This window comes from Pseudomonas sp. efr-133-TYG-5 (genome assembly GCF_030209175.1).
In the GTDB taxonomy this organism is placed as follows: Bacteria; Pseudomonadota; Gammaproteobacteria; order Pseudomonadales; family Pseudomonadaceae; genus Aquipseudomonas.
Window position 1 is genome coordinate 2,456,143 of record NZ_JARVSM010000001.1, and the last position, 20,683, is coordinate 2,476,825.

General features: G+C 62.0%; 20 protein-coding genes. 7 read left to right on the forward strand and 13 right to left on the reverse strand.

Annotated features, from left to right (window positions below; translation table 11 throughout):
* Window positions 1-88: 88 nt before the first annotated feature.
* Complete coding sequence (locus QRN70_RS11190) at window positions 89-571, reverse strand: glutathione peroxidase (protein WP_285417706.1); 483 nt, start codon at window positions 569-571, stop codon at window positions 89-91.
* A 121-nt stretch (window positions 572-692) separates the two neighbouring features.
* Window positions 693-1,178 carry an FKBP-type peptidyl-prolyl cis-trans isomerase gene (locus tag QRN70_RS11195; protein ID WP_285417707.1) on the reverse strand — a complete coding sequence of 162 codons (486 nt, stop codon included), beginning with the start codon at window positions 1,176-1,178 and terminating at the stop codon, window positions 693-695.
* On the opposite strand from QRN70_RS11195, the gene QRN70_RS11200 reads away from it, so the two are divergent.
* Genes QRN70_RS11200 through yihG form a run of 3 tightly spaced genes read left to right on the forward strand, consistent with a single transcriptional unit; the run spans window position 1,177 to window position 4,551 of the window.
* Window positions 1,177-1,485 carry a DUF3565 domain-containing protein gene (locus QRN70_RS11200; RefSeq protein ID WP_285418077.1) on the forward strand — a complete coding sequence of 103 codons (309 nt, stop codon included), beginning with the start codon at window positions 1,177-1,179 and terminating at the stop codon, window positions 1,483-1,485. The two genes, QRN70_RS11195 and QRN70_RS11200, sit on opposite strands and share 2 nt — an antisense overlap.
* A 60-nt stretch (window positions 1,486-1,545) precedes the next feature.
* Window positions 1,546-3,645 carry a phosphate acetyltransferase gene (pta, locus tag QRN70_RS11205; protein WP_285417708.1) on the forward strand — a complete coding sequence of 700 codons (2,100 nt, stop codon included), beginning with the start codon at window positions 1,546-1,548 and terminating at the stop codon, window positions 3,643-3,645.
* Entirely contained in the window at window positions 3,646-4,551 is a 906-nt protein-coding gene (gene yihG / locus QRN70_RS11210) for a 1-acylglycerol-3-phosphate O-acyltransferase, YihG family (RefSeq protein WP_285417709.1), read from the forward strand. It abuts the gene before it with no gap.
* Window positions 4,552-5,641: 1,090 nt separating this feature from the next.
* On the opposite strand, the gene cysN is transcribed toward yihG, so the two are convergent.
* The 4 genes from cysN to QRN70_RS11230 all read right to left on the reverse strand — a co-directional run bounded on the left by cysN (window position 5,642) and on the right by QRN70_RS11230 (window position 9,964).
* Window positions 5,642-7,540 (reverse strand): sulfate adenylyltransferase subunit CysN, encoded by a 1,899-nt coding sequence (cysN, locus tag QRN70_RS11215; protein WP_285417710.1) that lies wholly within the window; start codon window positions 7,538-7,540, stop codon window positions 5,642-5,644.
* 53 nt (window positions 7,541-7,593) lie between these two features.
* The gene (locus tag QRN70_RS11220) at window positions 7,594-7,935 is read right to left on the reverse strand and encodes a four helix bundle protein (protein ID WP_285417711.1); all 342 of its coding nucleotides are present in this window, start codon (window positions 7,933-7,935) and stop codon (window positions 7,594-7,596) included.
* A gap of 104 nt (window positions 7,936-8,039) precedes the next feature.
* The gene (gene cysD / locus QRN70_RS11225; RefSeq protein ID WP_285417712.1) at window positions 8,040-8,957 is read right to left on the reverse strand and encodes a sulfate adenylyltransferase subunit CysD; all 918 of its coding nucleotides are present in this window, start codon (window positions 8,955-8,957) and stop codon (window positions 8,040-8,042) included.
* A 248-nt stretch (window positions 8,958-9,205) separates the two neighbouring features.
* Entirely contained in the window at window positions 9,206-9,964 is a 759-nt protein-coding gene (locus QRN70_RS11230) for a Nif3-like dinuclear metal center hexameric protein (protein WP_285417713.1), read from the reverse strand.
* 103 nt (window positions 9,965-10,067) lie between these two features.
* On the opposite strand from QRN70_RS11230, the gene algW reads away from it, so the two are divergent.
* The 4 genes from algW (at window position 10,068) to QRN70_RS11250 (ending at window position 14,771) form a co-directional block, all read left to right on the forward strand.
* A complete protein-coding gene (gene algW, locus QRN70_RS11235) occupies window positions 10,068-11,225 on the forward strand; it encodes a Do family serine endopeptidase AlgW (RefSeq protein WP_285417714.1) in 1,158 nt (385 codons plus the stop codon).
* Between the two features lie 87 nt (window positions 11,226-11,312).
* Window positions 11,313-13,430 (forward strand): TonB-dependent siderophore receptor, encoded by a 2,118-nt coding sequence (locus QRN70_RS11240; protein ID WP_285417715.1) that lies wholly within the window; start codon window positions 11,313-11,315, stop codon window positions 13,428-13,430.
* A 12-nt stretch (window positions 13,431-13,442) separates the two neighbouring features.
* Window positions 13,443-14,162, forward strand: coding sequence for a DUF4198 domain-containing protein (locus tag QRN70_RS11245; RefSeq protein WP_285417716.1), 720 nt, complete (start codon window positions 13,443-13,445; stop codon window positions 14,160-14,162).
* Window positions 14,163-14,345: 183 nt separating this feature from the next.
* Window positions 14,346-14,771, forward strand: coding sequence for a hypothetical protein (locus QRN70_RS11250; protein WP_285417717.1), 426 nt, complete (start codon window positions 14,346-14,348; stop codon window positions 14,769-14,771).
* 51 nt (window positions 14,772-14,822) lie between these two features.
* Here the strand turns inward: QRN70_RS11250 and hisC are convergent, their stop codons facing one another.
* The 7 genes from hisC to QRN70_RS11285 form a co-directional block, all read right to left on the reverse strand.
* Window positions 14,823-15,875 carry a histidinol-phosphate transaminase gene (gene hisC, locus QRN70_RS11255; protein WP_285417718.1) on the reverse strand — a complete coding sequence of 351 codons (1,053 nt, stop codon included), beginning with the start codon at window positions 15,873-15,875 and terminating at the stop codon, window positions 14,823-14,825.
* A gap of 2 nt (window positions 15,876-15,877) precedes the next feature.
* Entirely contained in the window at window positions 15,878-17,203 is a 1,326-nt protein-coding gene (gene hisD / locus QRN70_RS11260; RefSeq protein ID WP_285417719.1) for a histidinol dehydrogenase, read from the reverse strand.
* A 125-nt stretch (window positions 17,204-17,328) separates the two neighbouring features.
* Entirely contained in the window at window positions 17,329-17,964 is a 636-nt protein-coding gene (gene hisG / locus QRN70_RS11265; RefSeq protein ID WP_285417720.1) for an ATP phosphoribosyltransferase, read from the reverse strand.
* Between the two features lie 128 nt (window positions 17,965-18,092).
* Entirely contained in the window at window positions 18,093-19,358 is a 1,266-nt protein-coding gene (gene murA, locus QRN70_RS11270; RefSeq protein ID WP_285417721.1) for a UDP-N-acetylglucosamine 1-carboxyvinyltransferase, read from the reverse strand.
* A gap of 22 nt (window positions 19,359-19,380) precedes the next feature.
* Window positions 19,381-19,620: a BolA family protein gene (locus QRN70_RS11275; protein WP_007953556.1), complete on the reverse strand. Its 240-nt coding sequence runs from the start codon at window positions 19,618-19,620 to the stop codon at window positions 19,381-19,383.
* A 115-nt stretch (window positions 19,621-19,735) separates the two neighbouring features.
* Window positions 19,736-20,041 (reverse strand): STAS domain-containing protein, encoded by a 306-nt coding sequence (locus tag QRN70_RS11280; RefSeq protein WP_285417722.1) that lies wholly within the window; start codon window positions 20,039-20,041, stop codon window positions 19,736-19,738.
* Entirely contained in the window at window positions 20,038-20,682 is a 645-nt protein-coding gene (locus tag QRN70_RS11285) for an MlaC/ttg2D family ABC transporter substrate-binding protein (protein ID WP_285417723.1), read from the reverse strand. Before QRN70_RS11285 ends, QRN70_RS11280 begins: the two co-directional genes overlap by 4 nt.
* Between the last annotated feature and the right edge of the window lies 1 nt (window position 20,683).

Consider the following 20,683-nt stretch of genomic DNA (forward strand, 5'->3'; position numbering starts at 1 on the left):
CAGAAGCAAAAAAGATCGCAGCCTGCGCCAACGCCTACACATGATCGGGTAGGTGCTGGCGCAGGCTGCGATCTTTTGCTGTGGCTGTTCAGCCCAGCGCTTTTTCGATCGCGGCAATCACGGTCGGATCGTCCGGCGCGGTGCGCGGCGAGAATCTGGCCAGGACCCGGCCGTCCTTGCCGAGGAGGAATTTCTCGAAGTTCCAGGTGATGTCACCGGGGAATTCCGCGCCCTCGCCCGCCAGCAGCCGATAGAGCTGATGGCGCTCATGGCCGTTGACTTCGAGCTTGCTCGACAACGGGAAACTCACCCCGTAGTTCAGGCTGCAGAATTCCTGGATTTCCTGCTCGGAACCCGGTTCCTGCCCGGCAAACTGGTTGCACGGCAGGCCCAGCACGCTGAAGCCTTTGCCTTTGTACTGCTGATAGAGGTTTTCCAGCGCCGCGTACTGTGGGGTCAAGCCGCATTTGGAGGCGACGTTGACCACCAGCACGACTTGGCCCTTGAAGGGTGCCAGCGGTAGCTCCTGACCATCCAGGGCTGTCAACTTAAGGTCGTGAAAAGCACTCATGACGAACTCCAGATTCCCGTGTTCTACTCGAAACAGCCACTTGGCGAGACTACCAAGGACAGCCGCGGACTAAAAAGGCGCCCTCGGGCGCCTCTCCAGTTCTCTGAGCTTAGCGCAGAAATCAGTGGTGATGGCCACCTTCGCCATGGACGTGGCCATGAGCGATTTCTTCCTGGCTGGCGTCACGAATGGCAACGACCTTGACCTGGAAGTTCAGGCGCTGGCCGGCCAGCGGGTGGTTGCCGTCGACGGTCACGTCGTCGCCGTCGAGGTCACGGATGGTGACGATCTGCATCTGGCCGTCCGGCGCCGAAGCGTGGAACTGCATGCCGACTTCCAGCTCGTCGACACCTTCGAACATGCTGCGGCTCAGGGTGCTGACCAGTTCGGCCGAGTACTCGCCGTAGGCGTCTTCCGGTTCAACGGCAACGGTCAGTTCGTCACCGGAGGTTTTACCTTCCAGGGCTTTTTCCAGGCCCGGAATGATGTTGCCTGCGCCATGCAGGTAGACCAGCGGAGCGCCGCCGGCGGAGCTGTCGATGACCTCACCAGCGTCGTTGGTCAGGGTATAGTCGATGGAGACAGCCTTATTGGCGGCGATCAGCATGGGGCGAGACCTTTTGCATAAGAATGAAGAACGGACAAGTCTAAACAAGGATTTGCCCGAAAGCGAACACAACCCGGACAGACGGGATCGATCCGAGCCGATCACGATCAGCGGTTTTCACCAGGACGAGGACGCGCACTGGGTCGCCGAGCTGTCCTGCGGGCACACCCAGCACCTGCGCCACCTGCCGCCCTGGCAGTCGCGGGCATGGGTCCTGGACCCGGCGCAACGTATTGAAAAAATAGGCCAACCCTTTGCCTGCGGTTGGTGCGCACAGGCCTCGGTTAGCGCTAACCTTGGCGACTGAATTGCGGCAGATCGTCAGCGATAGACGATCGCCATTGCCATGCACCCTTAGAGAATCCGCATGCAAACTTTTTTTATTGCCCCCACCGACTTTGGCGTGGGTCTGACCTCCATCAGCCTCGGGCTGGTGCGTACGCTGGAACGGGCCGGGCTGAAGGTCGGCTTCTTCAAGCCGATTGCCCAGCCGCACCCGGGCGACACCGGCCCTGAGCGCTCGACCGAACTGGTTGCCCGCACCCACGGCCTGAAACCGCCGCAGCCACTGGGCCTGGCGCATGTCGAGCGGATGCTCGGCGACGGCCAGCTCGACGAGCTGCTCGAAGAAATCATCACCCTTTACCAGCAGGCCGCCATCGGCAAGGACGTGCTGATCGTCGAAGGCATGGTGCCGACCCGCAGCGCCAGCTACGCCGCGCGGGTCAATCTGCACCTGGCGAAAAGCCTCGACGCCGAAGTGATTCTGGTCTCGGCGCCGGAAAACGAAGTGCTCACCGAACTGTCCGGTCGCGTCGAACTGCAGGCGCAATTGTTCGGTGGCCCGAAAGACCCGAAAGTGCTCGGCGTGATCCTCAACAAGGTCAAGACCGATGAGAGCATGGACGCCTTCGCCACGCGTCTGAAGGAACATTCGCCGTTGCTGCGCAGCGGCGATTTCCGCCTGCTCGGCTGCATTCCGTTCCAGCCCGAACTCAACGCGCCGCGCACCCGCGACGTCGCCGACCTGATGGGCGCGCAGGTGCTCAATGCCGGCGACTACGAAACCCGGCGCATGACCAAAATCATCATTTGCGCGCGCACCATGCGCAACACCGTCGAGCTGCTCAAGCCCGGCGTGCTGGTGGTGACCCCGGGCGATCGCGACGACATCATCCTCGCCGTCAGCCTCGCGGCGATGAACGGTGTACCGCTGGCCGGCCTGTTGCTGACCAGTGACACCCTGCCCGATCCGCGCATCATGGACCTCTGCCGGGGCGCGCTGCAGGCCGGCCTGCCGGTGCTGTCGGTGAGCACCGGCTCCTACGACACCGCCAACCAGCTCAATGGCCTGAACAAGGAAATCCCCATCGATGACCGCGAACGTGCGGAGATCATCACCGATTTCGTCGCCAGCCACCTCGACGCCAACTGGCTGCACCAGCGCTGCGGCACACCGCGGGAAATGCGCCTGTCGCCGGCCGTGTTCCGCTATCAATTGATCCAGCGCGCGCAAGCGGCGAACAAACGCATCGTCCTCCCCGAAGGCAGCGAGCCGTTCACCGTGCAAGCCGCGGCGATCTGCCAGGAGCGTGGCATCGCCCGGTGCGTGCTGCTGGCGAAACCGGCGGACGTCGAAGCCGTGGCCCGCGCCCAGGGCATCGAGTTGCCGCCGGGGCTGGAAATCCTCGATCCGGACCTGATCCGCGAGCGCTACGTCGAGCCGATGGTGGCGCTGCGCAAGAGCAAGAGCCTCAACGCGCCGATGGCCGAGCAGCAACTGGAAGACACCGTGGTGATCGGCACCATGATGCTGGCGCTGGATGAGGTCGACGGTCTGGTCTCCGGCGTGATCAACACCACCGCCAACACCATCCGCCCGGCCCTGCAACTGATCAAGACCGCACCGGGCTGCACGCTGGTGTCGTCGGTGTTCTTCATGCTCTTTCCCGAAGAAGTGCTGGTCTACGGCGACTGCGTGATGAACCCGCACCCGAGCGCCAGCGAGCTGGCCGAAATCGCCCTGCAGAGCGCTGACTCGGCGGCCGCGTTCGGCATCACCCCGCGGGTGGCGATGATCAGCTACTCCAGCGGCGAATCGGCCACCGGCGAGGAAGTCGAGAAAGTCCGCGAGGCGACCCTGCTCGCCCACGAACAACAGCACTCGCTGCTGATCGACGGGCCGTTGCAGTACGACGCCGCCGCCAACGAAACCGTGGCCCGGCAACTGGCGCCGAACAGCCCGGTGGCCGGTCGCGCCACGGTGTTCGTATTCCCCGACCTGAACACCGGCAACACCACCCACAAAGCCGTGCAACGCAGTGCCGACTGCGTCAGCCTCGGGCCGATGCTGCAAGGCCTGCGCAAACCGGTGAACGATTTGCCGCGCGGCGCGCAGGTCGATGACATCGTCTACACCATCGCCCTGACTGCGATTCAGGCCGCCAACCGACCTATGGATGTGTAAATGCTGGACTTCCTCCCCGCCCCACTGCGCGGCGTGATCGCCGCGCTGCTGCTGGCACTCAACACGATTCTGCTGTGCTCGTTCCTGTTCTGCGTGGCGCTGATCAAGGTGCTGCCGTTCGACCTCGCCCGGCGTGCCTCACGCTGGCTGATGAGCCACACCCACGAAGCCTGGATCAGCAACAACAAGGGCTGGATGAACCTGGTGCGGCGCACCCGCTGGCACATCAGCGGCCTGCAGGGCCTGGACTATCAGCACTCGTACCTGATCACCAGCAACCACCAGAGCTGGGTCGACATCCTGGTTCTGCAGTACGTGCTCAACCGGCGCATCCAGCCGCTGAAATTCTTCCTCAAGCAGGAGCTGATCTGGGTCCCGGTGATTGGTCTGGCCTGGTGGGCGCTGGGCTTTCCGTTCATGAAGCGCTACTCCAAGGCCTACCTGGAAAAGCACCCGGAGAAGAAAGGCAAAGACCTCGAAACCACGCGCAAAACCTGCGCGAAATTTCGCGACAACCCGGTGGGGATTTTCAACTTCGTCGAAGGCACGCGCTTCACCGAAGGCAAACATGCGCAGCAGCAATCGCCGTTCAAATACCTGCTCAAGCCCAAGGCGGGTGGCATTGCCTTTGTGCTGGACGCGATGGGTGAGCAACTGGAGTCGATCGTCAACGTGACCATCCACTATCCCGGCGGGCGTCCGGGTTTCTGGGATCTGCTGTGCGGCAACGTGCGCGACGTGGTGGTGCACTTTGAAGAGCTGCAGATTCCTCCGTCATTCATCGGCAAGAACTACGACCAGGACGGCGAATATCGCCTGCAATTCCAGGGCTGGATCAACCAGCTGTGGCAGGACAAGGACGCACTGCTGGAACAGATGCACCGCGAATATCCAGAGCGCCGCTGACCTCCTGCAGAAGCGCGCCTGCTCGCGAAAGCGGTTGATCAGCCAAATCGTTGGTGAATGACATTCCGCCTTCGCGAGCAAGCCCGTTCCCACAGTTTGAACCCGGTGTATTCAGCTGGAGATTGATCGGCTGTCAGGCCGCCTTCGCGGGCAAGCCCGCTCCCACAGTTTGCACACGGTGAATTCAGCTAGAGATTGGTCGGCTGTCAGGTCGCCTTCGCGAGCAGGCTCGCTCCCACAGGTTGCACACGGTGTATTCAGCTGGAGGTTGGTCGGCTGTCAGGCCGCCTTCGCGGGCGAGCCCGCTCCCACAGTTTGAACACGGTGTATTCAGCTGGAGGTTGGTCGGCTGTCAGGTCGCCTTCGCGGGCAAGCCCGCTCCCACAGTTTGAACCCGGTGTATTCAGCTGGAGATTGGTCGGCTGTCAGGTCGTCTTCGCGAGCAGGCTCGCTCCCACAGTTTGAACCCGGTGTATTCAGCTGGAGATTGATCGGCTGTCAGGCCGCCTTCGCGAGCAGGCTCGCTCCCACAGGTTGCACACGGTGTATTCAGCTAGAGGTTGGTCGGCTGTCAGGCCGCCATCGCGAGCAAGTCGAATCGTCGCACCGCAGCGCCCACAGAAGAGCAAAAGCGGAGCACATCCGCTTCCCACCACTCAACAGGATGAGCGCAAGCTCGGCTGCGGCTCTTGATCTTGATCCACAGGCCCCGTCGGCAGGCTGAGTGGAGGGGGTTATCCGGGGGTGGGAGCGCAGCGACCGTTCGACGCAGTCGAACACATCGAGAGGAGGTGCAGCGAAGCAAACCGGAGGCGATGCGCCCGGATGAGCCCCGCAGCGAAGGAACCCGAGCCACGGCGAGGGCCGTACGTTGGGGCAAGCCTTTTCGGTTACCTTTTCGGCGTTTGGAAAAGGTGACTCGCCGTAAGGGCGAAACCCTAAGTCGCCGTTACCGCAGCAACGGATATACACCCAAAACCCCAAGAGCATGGTCGGCCCAAAAGCCGCCATCGCCGAAAACCAAATTACCCACAATAAAAAAGCCCGCCGATGATCACTCATCCGCGGGCCTTTCATTTCCAGCTAACGCTTAAATCGCGCCACGCTTGCGCAGCAGATCCAACACCTGCTTGACGCTCTCTTCCAGCGACAGTGACTGCGTGTCGATCACCAGATCAGCATTCAGCGGAACGTCATACGGGAACGACTCACCCGGAATATTATCGCCACCCGCAGCATACAAGCCCTGCGGATCACGCTCGGCACACACCGCCGGCGAAGCCTGCACATAAACCGTCAGCAGACGCTCCTTGCCGATCAGATCCTTGGCCTGCTCACGACCTTCAGCACTCGGCGCAACAAACGCCGCCAGGGTCAACAGACCCGCCTCGTTGAACTGACGCGCCACATGCGCAGCACGCCGCCAGTTCTCGGTACGACCGGCACGATCCTGCGGCAGCCCTTTGTTCAGGTCGTGACGCAGATTCTGACCATCGAGCACGAACACCGCCCGGCCCATGTCGAACAGCTTGCGCTCGACCGCATAGGCCAGCGTGCTCTTGCCCGCGCCCGACAGGCCGCTGAACAGCACGGTTGCCGGTTGCTGACCGAAGCGTTGCGCGCGTTCTTCAGTGGCGACGTGCGCCAGTTTGCCGTGGTGCGTGGCCGTGCCCTGAGCCACAGGCGGGGCAACGATCATGCCGGCGCCGACGGTGCCGTTGGTCAGGCGATCGATGATGATGAACGCGCCGGTGGTGCGGTTGCTGTCGTAACCGTCGAGGGCGATCGGCGCGTCGAGCGCGATCTTCACCTTGCCGATTTCGTTGAGCTGCAAAGCGCTCGCCGGGCCTTCTTCGAGGGTGTTGACGTCGACCTTGTTGACGATGCTGGCAATCGAGCCCGGCACGTAACTGGTAGCACGCTTGATGTCGTATTTCTTGCCCGGGAGCATCGGCTCCTCGGCCATCCACACCAGCATCGCTTCGAAGCTGTCGGTGACCGGCGGCACATTGTCGGCATGCACCAGCAGGTCGCCGCGGGAGATGTCGATCTCGTCTTCCATGGTCAGCGTCACCGCCTGACCCGGACCGGCGTGCTCCAGCTCACCCTCGAAGGTGACGATGGATTTGACCCGGCTGCTCTTGCCCGACGGCAGCACCACGACTTCGTCGCCCTTGTGCACGATGCCGCTGGCCAGGGTGCCGGCGAAACCGCGGAAGTTCAGGTTCGGACGGTTGACGTACTGCACCGGGAAGCGCAGATCGGTGAAGTTGCGGTCGCCCGCCACTTCCACGGTCTCGAGGATTTCCATCAGCGACTGGCCGGTGTACCACGGCGAGCGCTCGGACTTGTTCACCACGTTGTCGCCCTTGAGGGCCGACATCGGCACGAAGTGCATGCTGGTCGGCTTCATCTTCAAGCCTTCGGCAAACTTCAGGTAGTCGGCCTTGATCGACTCGAACACGCCCTGGTCGAAGTCCTTGAGGTCCATCTTGTTGATGGCGACGACGATGTGCTTGATGCCCAGCAACGAGGCGATGAAGCTGTGGCGACGGGTCTGGGTCTGCACGCCGTAACGGGCGTCGACCAGGATGATCGCCAGATCACAGGTGGACGCACCGGTGGCCATGTTGCGGGTGTACTGCTCATGGCCGGGGGTATCGGCAATGATGAATTTGCGCTTGGCGGTAGAGAAATAGCGGTAGGCGACATCGATGGTGATGCCCTGCTCACGCTCGGCCTGCAGGCCGTCGACCAGCAAAGCCAGGTCGATGTCGTCGCCGGTGGTGCCGACTTTTTTCGAATCGCGGGTGATGGCTTCGAGGTGATCTTCGTAGATCATCTTCGAGTCGTGCAGCAGGCGCCCGATCAGGGTGCTCTTGCCGTCATCGACGTTACCGCAGGTCAAAAAGCGCAGCAGCTCTTTACGTTCGTGCTGGCCCAGGTAGGCGAGGATGTCCTCGCTGATCAAATCAGATGCGTGACTCATTGCATTCAAGCTCCGAGCTGTAAGCTTCAAGCGGCAAGCTTGTCGGCGTACAGCTAGTCAGAAATTTTGTTGATCAACCCGCCCAGCATTCGAGAAAGCTCGCGGGTTTCCATAATCCAATTTTCAGCCAGCGGATCTGCGATGTAAGCGATATCTCGGCCTATCAGGACTTGGGTTCGCAACTCTGCACAGGAGGCCTTGGCGATCCAGAGAAATTGAACCTTCTCTCTTGAACTCCGACGTTCCATGCCTTCAGCGATATTGCAAGGCACTGACAGTGCAGAGCGGGTAATTTGATCCTTGAAGCCAAAATCCCCGCGTTGCGCAAACTCTCTGAAAATCCCCACTGCCAGACATTTGCTTCGCTGCCAGACAATCAGCTTCTCGAAATCCATTACAAGTCATCCGACTCCGGCTCGCAGCAACCGGCCGCAAGCGCCAGACCGCAAAGTTACGCATACCGCCTTCAACTTGCAGCTTGCCGCTTGTAACTCGAAGCTTAAAAGTAACCCTGACGTTTCTTGTCTTCCATCGAGCCTGCGCCATCGTGGTCGATGACCCGGCCCTGGCGCTCGGAAGTTCGCGTCAGGAGCATTTCCTGAATGATGTCCGTGAGGCTTTCGGCCTCGGACTCCACCGCGCCCGTCAACGGGTAGCAGCCAAGGGTACGGAAACGCACTTTCTTTTTGACGATGCGCGCCTTCTCCTCATCGGACAGGTGCTCGAGGATGCGCTCGTCGTCGATCATGATCAGCGTGCCGTTCTTCTCGATCACTTCGCGCTCGGCGGCGAAGTACAGCGGCACGATCGGGATGCCTTCGAGGTAGATGTACTGCCAGATGTCCAGCTCGGTCCAGTTCGACAACGGGAACACACGAATCGATTCGCCCTTGTTGACCTTGCCGTTGTAGACGTTCCACAGCTCCGGACGCTGGTTTTTCGGATCCCAGCGGTGCTTGCTGTCGCGGAACGAGTAGACGCGCTCCTTGGCGCGGGACTTCTCTTCATCGCGACGGGCACCGCCGAACGCGGCGTCGAAACCATGTTTGTCGAGCGCCTGCTTGAGGCCCTCGGTCTTCATGATGTCGGTGTGTTTGGCGCTGCCGTGGGTGAACGGGTTGATGCCCTGCGCCACGCCGTCCGGGTTGACGTGGGTGATCAGGTCCAGGCCAAGCTCTTCGACCATCTTGTCGCGGAACTTGTACATTTCCTGGAATTTCCACCGGGTGTCGACGTGCATCACCGGAAACGGCAGTTTGCCCGGGAAGAACGCCTTGCGTGCCAGGTGCAGCATCACGGCGGAGTCTTTACCGATGGAGTACAGCATCACCGGGTTGTCGAACTCGGCGGCCACCTCGCGGATGATGTGGATGCTTTCCGCCTCCAGCTGTTTCAGATGCGTCAGTTTGTCGACCATGGCTACTCACGAAAGCTTTCTTATGAACGGCCAGCGGGCCGTGTTCGAGCGGGGAATCCTAGCACAGCGACCTCTTCTAATCAGGACGCCAACTAGATCGAAAGGGTATATGAATATGCCCACCAGTTCGGCTGTGCAGATCGCCGGTGGGCGCGAGCCTGCTCGCGAAAGCGCTGTGTAAGGCACCTCTGTAATCAAGGTGCCACCGCTTCGCGAGCAGGCGCGCTCTCATAGGATTTCTACTGGATTCAGATCGGGTTCGGGCAATCGATGAAGATGTGTTCGAGGGCAAAGCGTTTGGCCAGGTAATCACCCAGCGCCTGCACGCCATAACGCTCGGTGGCGTGGTGACCGGCAGCGATGAAGCTGATGTCGTTTTCGCGGGCGCTGTGGAACGTCTGCTCGGAAGCCTCGCCACTGAGGTACAGGTCGACCCCTGCCGCTATTGCATCATCGATGTAGCCCTGGCCACCGCCGGTGCACCAGCCGACCCGGCGGATCATCGCGCTGCCTTCGATCAGCAGCGGCTCGCGGCCCATGACTTCCTGCACGCGACGAGCGAAGTCGCGGGGCGTCATCGGTTCGTTCAACGAGCCGACCAGGCCAACAATCTTCAGGTTGTCCGGATCCAGCGGGCCTTCGACGGTGATATCGAGTTGACGGGCCAGTTGCACGTTGTTGCCGACGTCCGGGTGCAGGTCCAGCGGCAGGTGGTAGGCCAGCAGACTGATATCGTGCTTGAGCAGGGTTTTCAGGCGCCGCTGCTTCATGCCGGTGATGCACGGGTTCTCGCCTTTCCAGAAATAACCGTGATGCACCAGGACCAGATCGGCCTCGGCTGCGACCGCGGCATCGAGCAACGCCTGGCTGGCGGTGACGCCGCTGACGATGCGCATGACCTGCGGGCGCCCCTCGACCTGCAGGCCATTGGGGCAATAATCGGCAATTCTGGCACTGCCGAGGTAACGGTCGGCTTCTTCGACCAGGGTGCTCAGGGCGACGGCCATGAAAGACTCCTAAATATCCCGTTCAGAGGCGCGCGCGGCCTCGTATAATGCGCGTCATTATGGGCGGTCTGACCCCGCCTGCAACCTTTCCAGGACGTGCTTAATGTTCAAGGCGCTGCGTTTTTTTGGCTGGCCGCTGCTGGCCGGTGTGCTTATCGCTCTGTTGATTATTCAGCGTTACCCCGAGTGGGTCGGGCTACCGAGCCTCGACGTCAACCTGCAACAGGCCCCGCAGACCACCAGCGTGCAACAGGGGCCGGTGTCCTATGCCGATGCCGTGACCATCGCCGCACCGTCGGTGGTCAACCTGTACACCACCAAAGTCATCAACAAGCCGAGCCACCCGTTGTTCGAGGATCCGCAGTTCCGGCGCTTTTTCGGTGACAACTCGCCGAAGCAGAAGCGCATGGAATCGAGCCTCGGTTCCGGCGTGATCATGAGCCCGGAAGGCTACATCCTGACCAACAACCACGTGACCAGCGGCGCCGACCAGATCGTCGTGGCGCTCAAGGACGGTCGCGAAACCCTGGCCCGGGTGATCGGCAGCGACCCGGAGACCGACCTCGCGGTACTGAAGATCGATCTGAAAAACCTGCCGGCGATCACTGTCGGGCGTTCCGACAACATCCGCATCGGCGACGTTGCGCTGGCCATCGGCAACCCGTTCGGCGTCGGCCAGACCGTGACCATGGGCATCATCAGCGCCACCGGGCGCAACCAGTTGGGCCTGAACAACTACGAAGACTTCATCCAGACCGACGCGGCAATCAACCCGGGCAACTCCGGTGGCGCACTGGTCGACGCCAACGGCAACCTCACCGGGATCAACACCGCGATCTTCTCCAAATCCGGCGGTTCGCAGGGCATCGGATTTGCCATCCCGGTCAAACTGGCGATGGAAGTGATGAAATCGATCATCGAACACGGCCAGGTGATTCGTGGCTGGCTCGGCATCGAAGTGCAACCGCTGACCCAGGAGCTGGCGGAGTCGTTCGGTCTGTCCGGGCGCCCGGGCATCGTCGTGGCCGGGATCTTCCGCGATGGCCCGGCGCAAAAAGCCGGCCTGCAACTGGGCGATGTGATCCTCAGCATCGATGGCGAACCGGCCGGCGATGGCCGCCGTTCGATGAACCAGGTGGCGCGGATCAAGCCGACCGACAAAGTGACGATTCAGGTCATGCGTAACGGCAAGGAGTTGAAACTCACCGCGGAAATCGGCCTGCGTCCACCGCCGGCCCCGGTGCAGGAAAAACCCGAGTAAGACGCTGTTCGCGCCAGCGGCGCGAATAGCAGACATTCTCAACAGGCATGTTATATTGTTTCAATTAATCCATTGGAACAACATAACATGTCGTCTCGAAAAAAGGCCTCGCTGCTCGGACTGACGCTGGGCCTGCCCCTTGGCTTGCTCGGCGATCCGGTGTTCGCCGAAGAACCGCTGCCCCTCGAACTCGACGCGATCAGCGTCACCTCCGACTACGAATCGCCCACCGGACCGGTCAACGGCTACCGGGCGACCCGCTCGTCCAGCGCCACCAAAACCGACACCGCGATCCGCGATATCCCGCAGGCGATCAGCGTGGTGCCGGCCAGCGTGCTCAAGGATCTGGGCAGCAGCAGCGTCGAGCGCGCGCTGGATTTCGCCGGTGGCGTCTCGAAGCAGAACAACTTCGGTGGCCTGACCCTCTACGAATACAGCGTGCGCGGCTTCACCACCTCGGAGTTCTACAAGGACGGTTTCAGCGCCAACCGCGGCTACCCGAGCACTCCGGACGCGGCCAATATCGAGCGCATCGAAGTGCTCAAGGGCCCGGCCGCCAGCCTCTACGGCCGCGGCGATCCCGGCGGTACGGTGAACCTCGTCACCAAGAAACCGCAAGCCGAAGCCTTCACCACCCTGCAGACCAGCGCCGGCAGTTGGGATCGCTATCGCACGGCGCTGGACGTCAACACCCCGCTCGACGAACAGGGCGACGTGCTGTCGCGGATCAACCTTGCGGTCGAGGACAACCACAGTTTTCGCGACCACGTCAGCAACCAGCGCGTGTTCGTCGCGCCCTCCTTCAGCTGGCGGCTGAATCCCGACACCCAACTGCTGGTGGAAAGCGAGTTCGTTCGCCACAGCGCCACGTTCGACCGCGGCATCGTCGCGCCGAACAACACCTGGAGCGGTGTTTCGCGCCGCACATTCCTCGGTGAACCCAATGATGGCGACATCGACAATCACAACAACCTGCTTCAGGCCTCCCTCGAACATCACCTCAACGACAGCTGGAAACTGCGCCTGGCCAGTCATTACAAGGAAGGCAAGCTGTGGGGCTTCGCCTCCGAGGCGCGGCCACTCAACGCCGACGGCCACAGCGTCAACCGGCGTTATCGCGAGCGCGACAACAACTGGCACGACAGCATCACCCAACTGGAATTGCGCGGCCTGTTCGACCTCGGCAACTGGCAACACGAACTGCTGCTCGGCAGCGAGTACGAGAACTACCGCAAGAACGAGCGCGTCACCACTGTCGCCGGCGGCCCCTACGCCATCGATATCTACCACCCGGTGTACGGTCAGGCGAAACCCGACGGCGCGCGTTCGGGCAGTGACTTCTTCGAGCACGTCGAAAGCCAGGCGCTGAACCTGCAGGACCAGATCGTCTTCAGCGACAAGCTGCGCGGCATGCTCGGCGCGCGTTTCGAGCATTTCGCGCAACGCATCGACGATTACAGCCGCAACGCCAGCAGCCGCCAGACCCACGACGCCCTGACCCAGCGCGCCGGCCTGCTCTATCAACTGACGCCGGACACCGGCCTGTTCGCCAACGCCTCGACATCGTTCAAACCGAACAACGGCCTCGACGCGAGCGGCAAGTCCTTCAACCCCGAAGAAGGCGTCGGCTACGAAGTCGGGATCAAGCACGAGCTGTTCGACAATCGCCTGAGCAGCACCCTCGCCTTCTTCCATATCGACAAGGAAAACGTCCTCGCCCTCGACCCGAGTACCGACACCAACCGCGCCATGGGCAAGGCCCGCAGCCGTGGTTTCGATCTACAGGTCAGCGGCCAGGTGAGCGACGCCGTGCGCGTGATCGGCGCCTTCGCCTACATCGATGCCGAGGTGACCAAGGGCGACGCCGTGATCCCTGCCGGCAGCCGCATCCTGGGTGTCGCCAAGCACAGTGGCAGCCTGCTGGGAGTCTACGAGTTCCAGGATGGCCACTGGCGCGGTTCCGACGTTGGCGCGGCATTCACCTACGTCGGCGACCGTTCCGGCGAGGCCGGCAGCCATTTCGAATTGCCCGCCTACCACACCGTCGACCTGCTGGCCCATTACAAGGCCAGCGACCAGGTCACCGTCGGCCTCAATCTGAACAACCTGTTCGACGAAAAGTATTACGAGCGCGCCTACAGCAATTACTGGGTCAGCCCCGGCGAGCCGCGCAACTTCACCGTCAGCCTCACCCTCAACCTGTAAAAGGACGTCAGCATGCACCACGGCAAAACCCTCCTGCTCCTCGCGGCACTGTTCGCCAGCCAAGCCTCGGCCCACGGCCTGTGGACCGAACAGCGGCGCGGCAACATCGAAGTGATCTACGGCCACGGCGCCGAGGACAATGCTTTCAAGGCGCAGAAAATCAGCGGCGCCTGGGCCTACGATGCCGCGGGCAAGATGATTCCGGTCAGTGTCCAGCGCCTGGCCGATCATGCCCGCCTGCAACCGTTGAAACCGCCGGCCATCATGGCCGTGGCGCTGAACAACGGCATGTGGTCGCAGACCGCTGACAAGCGGTGGATCAATGAAGGGCGCAGCAAGGTGCCCGGCGCTATCGAGGCGACCGAAACCTTCAAGTACAGCCTGGCGATCTATCAGCCCGGGGCGAAGCTGCCTCCACTTGCGCAGATCCGTTTGCTGATCCTGCCGGAGGTCGACCCGCTCACCGTCGGACCGGGGAAGTCGCTGCCGGTGCGGGTCACGCTCGATGGCAAACCGGCGGCCGGCGTGAAGTTGATCGGCGACTATCGCAGCGCGCCGAACACCCTCAGCACCGAGACCGACCAGGATGGCCGGGCGCAGGTGCTGGTGCGCAATGAAGGCTTGAATGTGATTGCCGCGCAGGTGGAGGTGCCGGTGAGGGACAGCGCAGACGTCAATAGCCGCGGCTTGTTCAGCTCGCTGACGTTCCTTGGCGAACCGCATCACGAATAAGGCCACGGGTTCGCTCTCGAACTTTCAGCAAGCAATCTGCCCTTCGCTTATTTCGACATGCTCTAACGCACTGTCAGTTCTGACAGTGCCGGCTCGAGACTAACGCCCGTAGGCTGGGGGGCATGAACTCACGCGTCGGCCCACCTGCCGGCGGGTCGTTGTACTTATCGGGAAGGGAACCGCATGAAAGCTCAACGCGAATACGATTTCGAATCCACGCCGAAATTCGACAAGGGCGAAGCCCTCATTGAATGGCAGGGCACTACGTTGCGCTCACCGATCGTGGTGTTCAATCGCGGCCTGCTCACTGCCAGTTACTTGCAGCAGGCCTCCGGCACAAAAGGGGGATCGGACAACGATGCGTTTGTCGTCAGCCTGCTGGAGGGCACGCCACCCTCGAGCTTCCAGCAGCAGTATCAACGAGGCGATTCTGCGCACCACTTCGAATGGGCCTTGATCTATGAAGGCAAGGCGCATCGGCCGAGGACAGGCAGCATTACCGGGACGTTCGCCAGTGCCTACCGCTCGATCGATGCCGTGATCCATATGGTCTTCGATGACAACAGCACGGCCAACATAACGTTCAAGGCGGAAAAACGGCTGCAGTAACGTCAACGGCACAGCCCCCGATACACCATCGGGAACTGTGCCGTTCAATCATTACAACGCGCCGAGCCCGTCGATCAGCGCCTGATTCTGCTCCGGCGTACCGATGGAGATACGCAGGAACTGGGCAATCCGCTGCTGCTTGAAGTGGCGCACGATCACCCCTTGCTCGCGCAACCTGGCGGCCAGCCCTGCTGCGTCGTGCTGCGGATGGCGGGCGAAAATGAAGTTCGCTGCCGACGGCAGCACTTCAAAGCCCTTGGCCTGCAATTGCGCGACCACCCACTCGCGGCTTTCGATCACCAGCCGGCAGGTCTTGGCGAAGTACTCGCGATCCTCGAACGCCGCCGCGGCGCCGACATTGGCCAGACGATCGAGCGGATAGGAGTTGAAGCTGTTCTTGATCCGCTCCAGCGCCTCGATCAGGTCCGGGTGCCCTACCGCCAGGCCGACCCGCAGCCCGGCCAGCGAACGCGACTTGGACAGGGTCTGGGTCACCAGCAGGTTCGGATAACGATCCACCAGGCTGATCGCGGTTTCGCCCCCAAAGTCGATGTAGGCCTCGTCGACCACGACCACCGAGTCCGGGCTGGCCTTGAGGATTTGCTCGACCGCCTCCAGCGCCAGCAGGCAACCGGTCGGTGCGTTCGGGTTGGGGAAAATGATCCCGCCGTTCGGCCTGGCATAGTCCGCCGGATTGATGCGGAACTGCGCGTCCAGCGGCACCGCCTCGAACTGGATGCCATACAGCCCGCAATAAACCGGATAGAAACTGTAGCTGATGTCCGGGAACAGCAGCGGCTTGTCGTGTTGCAACAAACCGTGAAACACGTGGGCCAGCACCTCGTCGGAACCGTTGCCGAGAAACACCTGGTTGCTCTGCACGCCGTAATAGCTGGCGACCGCGTTTTTCAGCAGGTCGCTGTTCGGGTCCGGGTACAGGCGCAGGTTGTCGTTGAGCTCGGTCTGCATCGCCGCCAGGGCTTTCGGCGACGGGCCATACGGGTTTTCGTTGGTGTTGAGCTTGACCAGGCGGGTCAGCTTCGGCTGCTCGCCCGGCACGTAGGGCACCAGATCCTTGACGAACGGGCTCCAGAATTTACTCATGTTCAGTTCCCCTTCACGTCGTCTTTGATGCGGTATTCGGCGCTGCGCGCGTGAGCACTCAGCGATTCGCCACGGGCCAGTACGGACGCGGTCTTGCCCAGTTCGGAGGCACCGGCCTCGGAGCAGAAGATGATCGACGAACGTTTCTGGAAGTCATACACCCCCAGCGGCGAGGAGAACCGCGCGGTGCCGGAGGTCGGCAGGACGTGGTTGGGACCGGCGCAGTAATCGCCCAGCGCTTCGGAGGTGTGGCGACCCATGAAGATCGCGCCGGCGTGACGGATCTGCGGCAACCAGGCCTGCGGGTCGGCGACTGACAGTTCCAGGTGTTCCGGCGCGATGCGATTGGCGACTTCGATGGCCTGGGCCATGTCCTGCACCTGAATCAGTGCGCCACGGCCATTGATCGAGGTTTCGATGATGGTCGCGCGGTCCATGGTCGGCAGCAGCTTGTCGATGCTGGCGGCGACCTTGTCGAGGAACTCGGCGTCCGGGCTGACCAGGATCGCCTGGGCGTCTTCGTCGTGCTCGGCCTGAGAGAACAGGTCCATGGCGATCCAGTCCGGATCGGTCTGGCCATCACACACAACGAGGATTTCCGACGGGCCGGCGATCATGTCGATGCCGACCTGGCCGAACACGTGGCGCTTGGCGGTGGCCACGTAAATGTTGCCCGGGCCGACCACTTTGTCCACCTGCGGCACGCTTTCGGTGCCGTAGGCCAGCGCAGCGACCGCTTGCGCGCCGCCGATGGTGAAGACCCGGTCGACGCCGGCGATGCAGGCGGCGGCCAGCACCAGTTCGTTGACTTCACCGCGCGGGGTCGGCACCACCATGACCACTTCGGTCACACCGGCGACCTTGGCCGGAATCGCGTTCATCAACACCGAGGACGGGTACGACGCCTTGCCACCCGGCACGTACAGGCCGGCGCGGTCCAGCGGGGTGACCTTCTGGCCGAGCACGGTGCCGTCGGCTTCGGTGTAGCTCCAGGAGTCCTGCTTCTGCTTTTCGTGGTAGCTGCGCACGCGCGCGGCGGCTCTTTCCAGGGCTTCGCGCTGGGGTACGGTAATGCGGGTCAGGGCCAGCTCGAGGCGCTCGCGCGGCAGGATCAGGTCGGCCATGGAAGCTACTTCGAGGCCGTCGAACTTCTGGGTGAACTCGACCAGCGCCGCGTCGCCGCGTTCGCGCACAGCCTTGATGATGTCCAGCACGCGCTGATTGACCGAGTCGTCAGACACACTTTCCCAGCTCAGCAGATGATCCAGATGATGCGCGAAATCCGGGTCAGCAGCGTTGAGTCGGCGAATTGCAGTCGGTGCGGTCATAGCGAGAGCCTCATAGGAATGGCAAAAACTCAGGCGCCCTAACTTAGCAGTCGTTTCCGCTTGGGCACCTGAGATTCTGGCTATGAGGCGGATAGACGGGCGCGACTCAAGGTCGCGCAGGGACATCAGCCGCGGTGTCGCGATTCCACTGCCTTGCGCAGGGTATCGATCAACGCCTGGATTCGGGCGTGTTGCATCTTCATCGAAGCCTTGTTGACCACCAGGCGCGAGCTGATCGTGGCGATCAGTTCCTGGGGCTCGAGGCCGTTGGCGCGCAGGGTGTTGCCGGTGTCGACCACGTCGATGATCTTGTCGGCCAGGCCGATCAGCGGTGCCAGCTCCATCGAGCCGTACAGCTTGATGATGTCGACCTGACGGCCCTGCTCGGCGTAGTAGCGCTTGGCGACATTGACGAACTTGGTCGCCACCCGCAGGCGGCCCTTGGGTTCGGCCGCGCCGACCTTGCCGGCGGTCATCAGCTTGCACTGGGCGATCTGCAGGTCCAGCGGCTCGTACAGGCCCTGGCCGGTGTACTCCATCAGCACATCCTTGCCGGCGACGCCGAGGTCGGCCGCGCCATGCTCGACATAGGTCGGCACGTCGGTGGCACGCACGATCAGCAGGCGTACGTCGTCCTGGGTCGTCGGGATGATCAGCTTGCGGCTCTTGTCCGGATTCTCGGTCGGCACGATGCCCGCTTCGGCGAGAAGCGGCAGCGTGTCGTCAAGGATACGGCCCTTGGACAATGCGATGGTCAACATGGCTAACGTCAGTCCTTATCAAGGTACTCATGTCCGGTCGCAATCGGCGCCGGACACACATCGAGCCGGAGACCGGCTCGACTCGAAACGAATTCAGTGGACACCTCCCTGTGTCCCGTTGGCTGCGACTAGCCCGGCACGCGACGGATCTTGGCGCCCAGCATCTGCAGTTTTTCCTCGATGCACTCGTAACCACGATCTATGTGGTAGATGCGATCGATCAGGGTGTCGCCTTCGGCCACCAGGGCCGAGATCACCAGGCTGGCCGACGCACGCAGGTCGGTCGCCATGACAGGCGCGCCCTTGAGCACTTCGGTACCGGTAACGATGGCCGTGTTGCCTTCGACCTGGATCTTGGCGCCCATGCGGTGCAGTTCGTAAACGTGCATGAAGCGGTTTTCGAAGATCGTCTCGATCACCGCGCCGGTGCCTTCGGCAATGGCGTTGAGCGAGATGAACTGCGCTTGCATGTCCGTCGGGAACGCCGGGTACGGCGCCGTGCGCACGTTGACCGCTTTCGGGCGCTTGCCGTGCATGTTCAGCTCGATCCAGTCTTCACCGGTGGTGATTTCTGCGCCGGCTTCACGGAGTTTTTCCAGCACCGCCTCGAGGATGGTCGGATCGGTGTCCTTGACCTTGACGCGGCCACCGGTGACCGCCGCAGCGACCAGGTAGGTGCCGGTCTCGATACGGTCTGGCATGACCTTGAAGAAGGTCGAACCCAGGCGCTCGACGCCGTCGATGGTGATGGTGTCGGTACCGGCACCGGACACCTTGGCGCCCATGGCGTTGAGGAAGTTCGCCAGGTCGACGACTTCCGGCTCGCGCGCGGCGTTCTGCAGTACGCTGCGACCCTTGGCCAGGGCAGCGGCCATCATGATGTTCTCGGTACCGGTCACGCTGACGGTGTCGAAGAAGAAGTGCGCACCGCGCAGGCCGCCTTCAGGCGCCTTGGCCTTGATGTAGCCGCCTTCGACGTCGATGACCGCGCCCATGGCTTCCAGACCGCGGATGTGCAGGTCGACCGGACGCGAACCGATGGCGCAACCGCCAGGCAGGGCGACTTCGGCTTCACCGAAGCGCGCGACCATCGGGCCCAGTACCAGGATCGAGGCACGCATGGTTTTCACCAGCTCGTACGGCGCGATCAGGGTCTTGATGGTGCGCGGATCGATTTCGACGCTGAGTTTCTCGTCGATCACCGGCTCGATGCCCATGCGACCGAACAGCTCGATCATGGTAGTGATGTCGTGCAGGTGCGGCAGGTTGCCGACGGTCACCGGGCCATCGCACAGCAGCGTGGCGGCCAGGATCGGCAGGGCAGAGTTCTTTGCCCCGGAGATGCGGATTTCGCCATCAAGACGAACGCCACCGGTAATAATCAATTTATCCATAAGAATCTCGACGCCCTAGGGCTCAGGTGCGCTCGGCCCAGGCCGCGCTGCTGAAAAATTTCATAGTGACCGCGTGGATGCTGCCATCGGCGATCCATGGGTTCAAATGGGCATAGATGCTCTGCTGACGCTTGACCGGGCTTAAAGCCGCCAGTTCATCGCTAATCACGTTCAGCTGGAAATTGCAGCCTTCGCCTTCGACTTCCACCTGCGTTCCTGGCAGCTTCCCTTCAAGGAAGCTCTTCACTTCTACGGCCTGCATGCTCAACCTCAATCGGCGCCCTGTGCGCGCGGGTCGGACATCATACAAAAAAGCCCCGCGCCTGCGAACCCCGCTTGGCAGGACTCTGACGGGGGGCTTGCTTGTCGATGCGGGTTCAGGGGTGCGCCAACAGCTCGGTCAGTTCGCTGACCTGAGCGATTTCACGCATGTCTTCGGGCATCGCCCGCACGCTCACGGCCTTGCCGGCCGCCTGCGCATCACGCATGAAGCACAGCAGCAGCGACAAGCCGACACTGCTGGACTTCACCACGGCCGAGCAGTCGATCACGAGCGAAGCGGCCTTGCTGGACTTGATCAGCGCCTGGCCTTCCTTGCGCAGGTCAGGCCCGGTGCGGTAATCCAGCACTCCGCTGAGCAACAGCTCGTCGACATCACTCATACGCACCGCCGCCTCATTCATTGCGCTGACTTCTCTTCGGTAGCCGCCTTGGCCTTCGCGACCTCGCCCGCCCAACCGTTGATGGTCTTGTCCAGATCGTTGCCATTGCGCTGCATGGCGTCGGCGAACTGATCACGGAACAGCTTGCCGATGTTGATGCCATTGATGATCACGTTGCGCAGTTTCCACTCGCCGTTGATCTTTTCCAGGGTGTACTGCACCGGGTAGACCGCGCCGTTGTTGCCCTTGACGGTCATGCCGACGCTGGTGCGGTCGCCCGATTCGTCCTTGGCCGGATCAACGGTGATGCCCTGGTTGTTGTACTCGAGCAAGGCGTTGCCGTAGAACTGGAACAGGCCTTTCTTGAAGTTTTCCTGGAAGGCCTGCATCTGCGCCGGGGTGGCCTTGCGCGAATACTTGACCGTCATGATGCTCTTGGAAATGCCTTCGGCATCCACCACGGGGCCCACGATCGTGTTCAGCGCGGTGTAGAAATCCTGCGGGTCCTGTTTGTACTTCTCTTTGTTGGCCGACAGATCGGCAAGCATCCGGTTGGTGGTGTCCTGAACCAGATCATGCGCCGACTGCGCTGCCACGGCGTTAGCCATCAGCGGCAGTGTCGCGAGCAACACCAACAGGCCACGTCGCAAGGTAGAGATCATT

What these genes read in the sequence shown, in the direction of transcription:
- QRN70_RS11190 (WP_285417706.1), bottom strand. Translation starts at nt 571, where the DNA reads ATGAGTGCTTTTCACGACCTTAAGTTGACAGCCCTGGATGGTCAGGAG.
- QRN70_RS11200 (WP_285418077.1), top strand. Translation starts at nt 1,177, where the DNA reads ATGGGGCGAGACCTTTTGCATAAGAATGAAGAACGGACAAGTCTAAAC.
- QRN70_RS11195 (WP_285417707.1), bottom strand. Translation starts at nt 1,178, where the DNA reads ATGCTGATCGCCGCCAATAAGGCTGTCTCCATCGACTATACCCTGACC.
- pta (WP_285417708.1), top strand. Translation starts at nt 1,546, where the DNA reads ATGCAAACTTTTTTTATTGCCCCCACCGACTTTGGCGTGGGTCTGACC.
- yihG (WP_285417709.1), top strand. Translation starts at nt 3,646, where the DNA reads ATGCTGGACTTCCTCCCCGCCCCACTGCGCGGCGTGATCGCCGCGCTG.
- cysN (WP_285417710.1), bottom strand. Translation starts at nt 7,540, where the DNA reads ATGAGTCACGCATCTGATTTGATCAGCGAGGACATCCTCGCCTACCTG.
- QRN70_RS11220 (WP_285417711.1), bottom strand. Translation starts at nt 7,935, where the DNA reads ATGGATTTCGAGAAGCTGATTGTCTGGCAGCGAAGCAAATGTCTGGCA.
- cysD (WP_285417712.1), bottom strand. Translation starts at nt 8,957, where the DNA reads ATGGTCGACAAACTGACGCATCTGAAACAGCTGGAGGCGGAAAGCATC.
- QRN70_RS11230 (WP_285417713.1), bottom strand. Translation starts at nt 9,964, where the DNA reads ATGGCCGTCGCCCTGAGCACCCTGGTCGAAGAAGCCGACCGTTACCTC.
- algW (WP_285417714.1), top strand. Translation starts at nt 10,068, where the DNA reads ATGTTCAAGGCGCTGCGTTTTTTTGGCTGGCCGCTGCTGGCCGGTGTG.
- QRN70_RS11240 (WP_285417715.1), top strand. Translation starts at nt 11,313, where the DNA reads ATGTCGTCTCGAAAAAAGGCCTCGCTGCTCGGACTGACGCTGGGCCTG.
- QRN70_RS11245 (WP_285417716.1), top strand. Translation starts at nt 13,443, where the DNA reads ATGCACCACGGCAAAACCCTCCTGCTCCTCGCGGCACTGTTCGCCAGC.
- QRN70_RS11250 (WP_285417717.1), top strand. Translation starts at nt 14,346, where the DNA reads ATGAAAGCTCAACGCGAATACGATTTCGAATCCACGCCGAAATTCGAC.
- hisC (WP_285417718.1), bottom strand. Translation starts at nt 15,875, where the DNA reads ATGAGTAAATTCTGGAGCCCGTTCGTCAAGGATCTGGTGCCCTACGTG.
- hisD (WP_285417719.1), bottom strand. Translation starts at nt 17,203, where the DNA reads ATGACCGCACCGACTGCAATTCGCCGACTCAACGCTGCTGACCCGGAT.
- hisG (WP_285417720.1), bottom strand. Translation starts at nt 17,964, where the DNA reads ATGTTGACCATCGCATTGTCCAAGGGCCGTATCCTTGACGACACGCTG.
- murA (WP_285417721.1), bottom strand. Translation starts at nt 19,358, where the DNA reads ATGGATAAATTGATTATTACCGGTGGCGTTCGTCTTGATGGCGAAATC.
- QRN70_RS11275 (WP_007953556.1), bottom strand. Translation starts at nt 19,620, where the DNA reads ATGCAGGCCGTAGAAGTGAAGAGCTTCCTTGAAGGGAAGCTGCCAGGA.
- QRN70_RS11280 (WP_285417722.1), bottom strand. Translation starts at nt 20,041, where the DNA reads ATGAATGAGGCGGCGGTGCGTATGAGTGATGTCGACGAGCTGTTGCTC.
- QRN70_RS11285 (WP_285417723.1), bottom strand. Translation starts at nt 20,682, where the DNA reads ATGATCTCTACCTTGCGACGTGGCCTGTTGGTGTTGCTCGCGACACTG.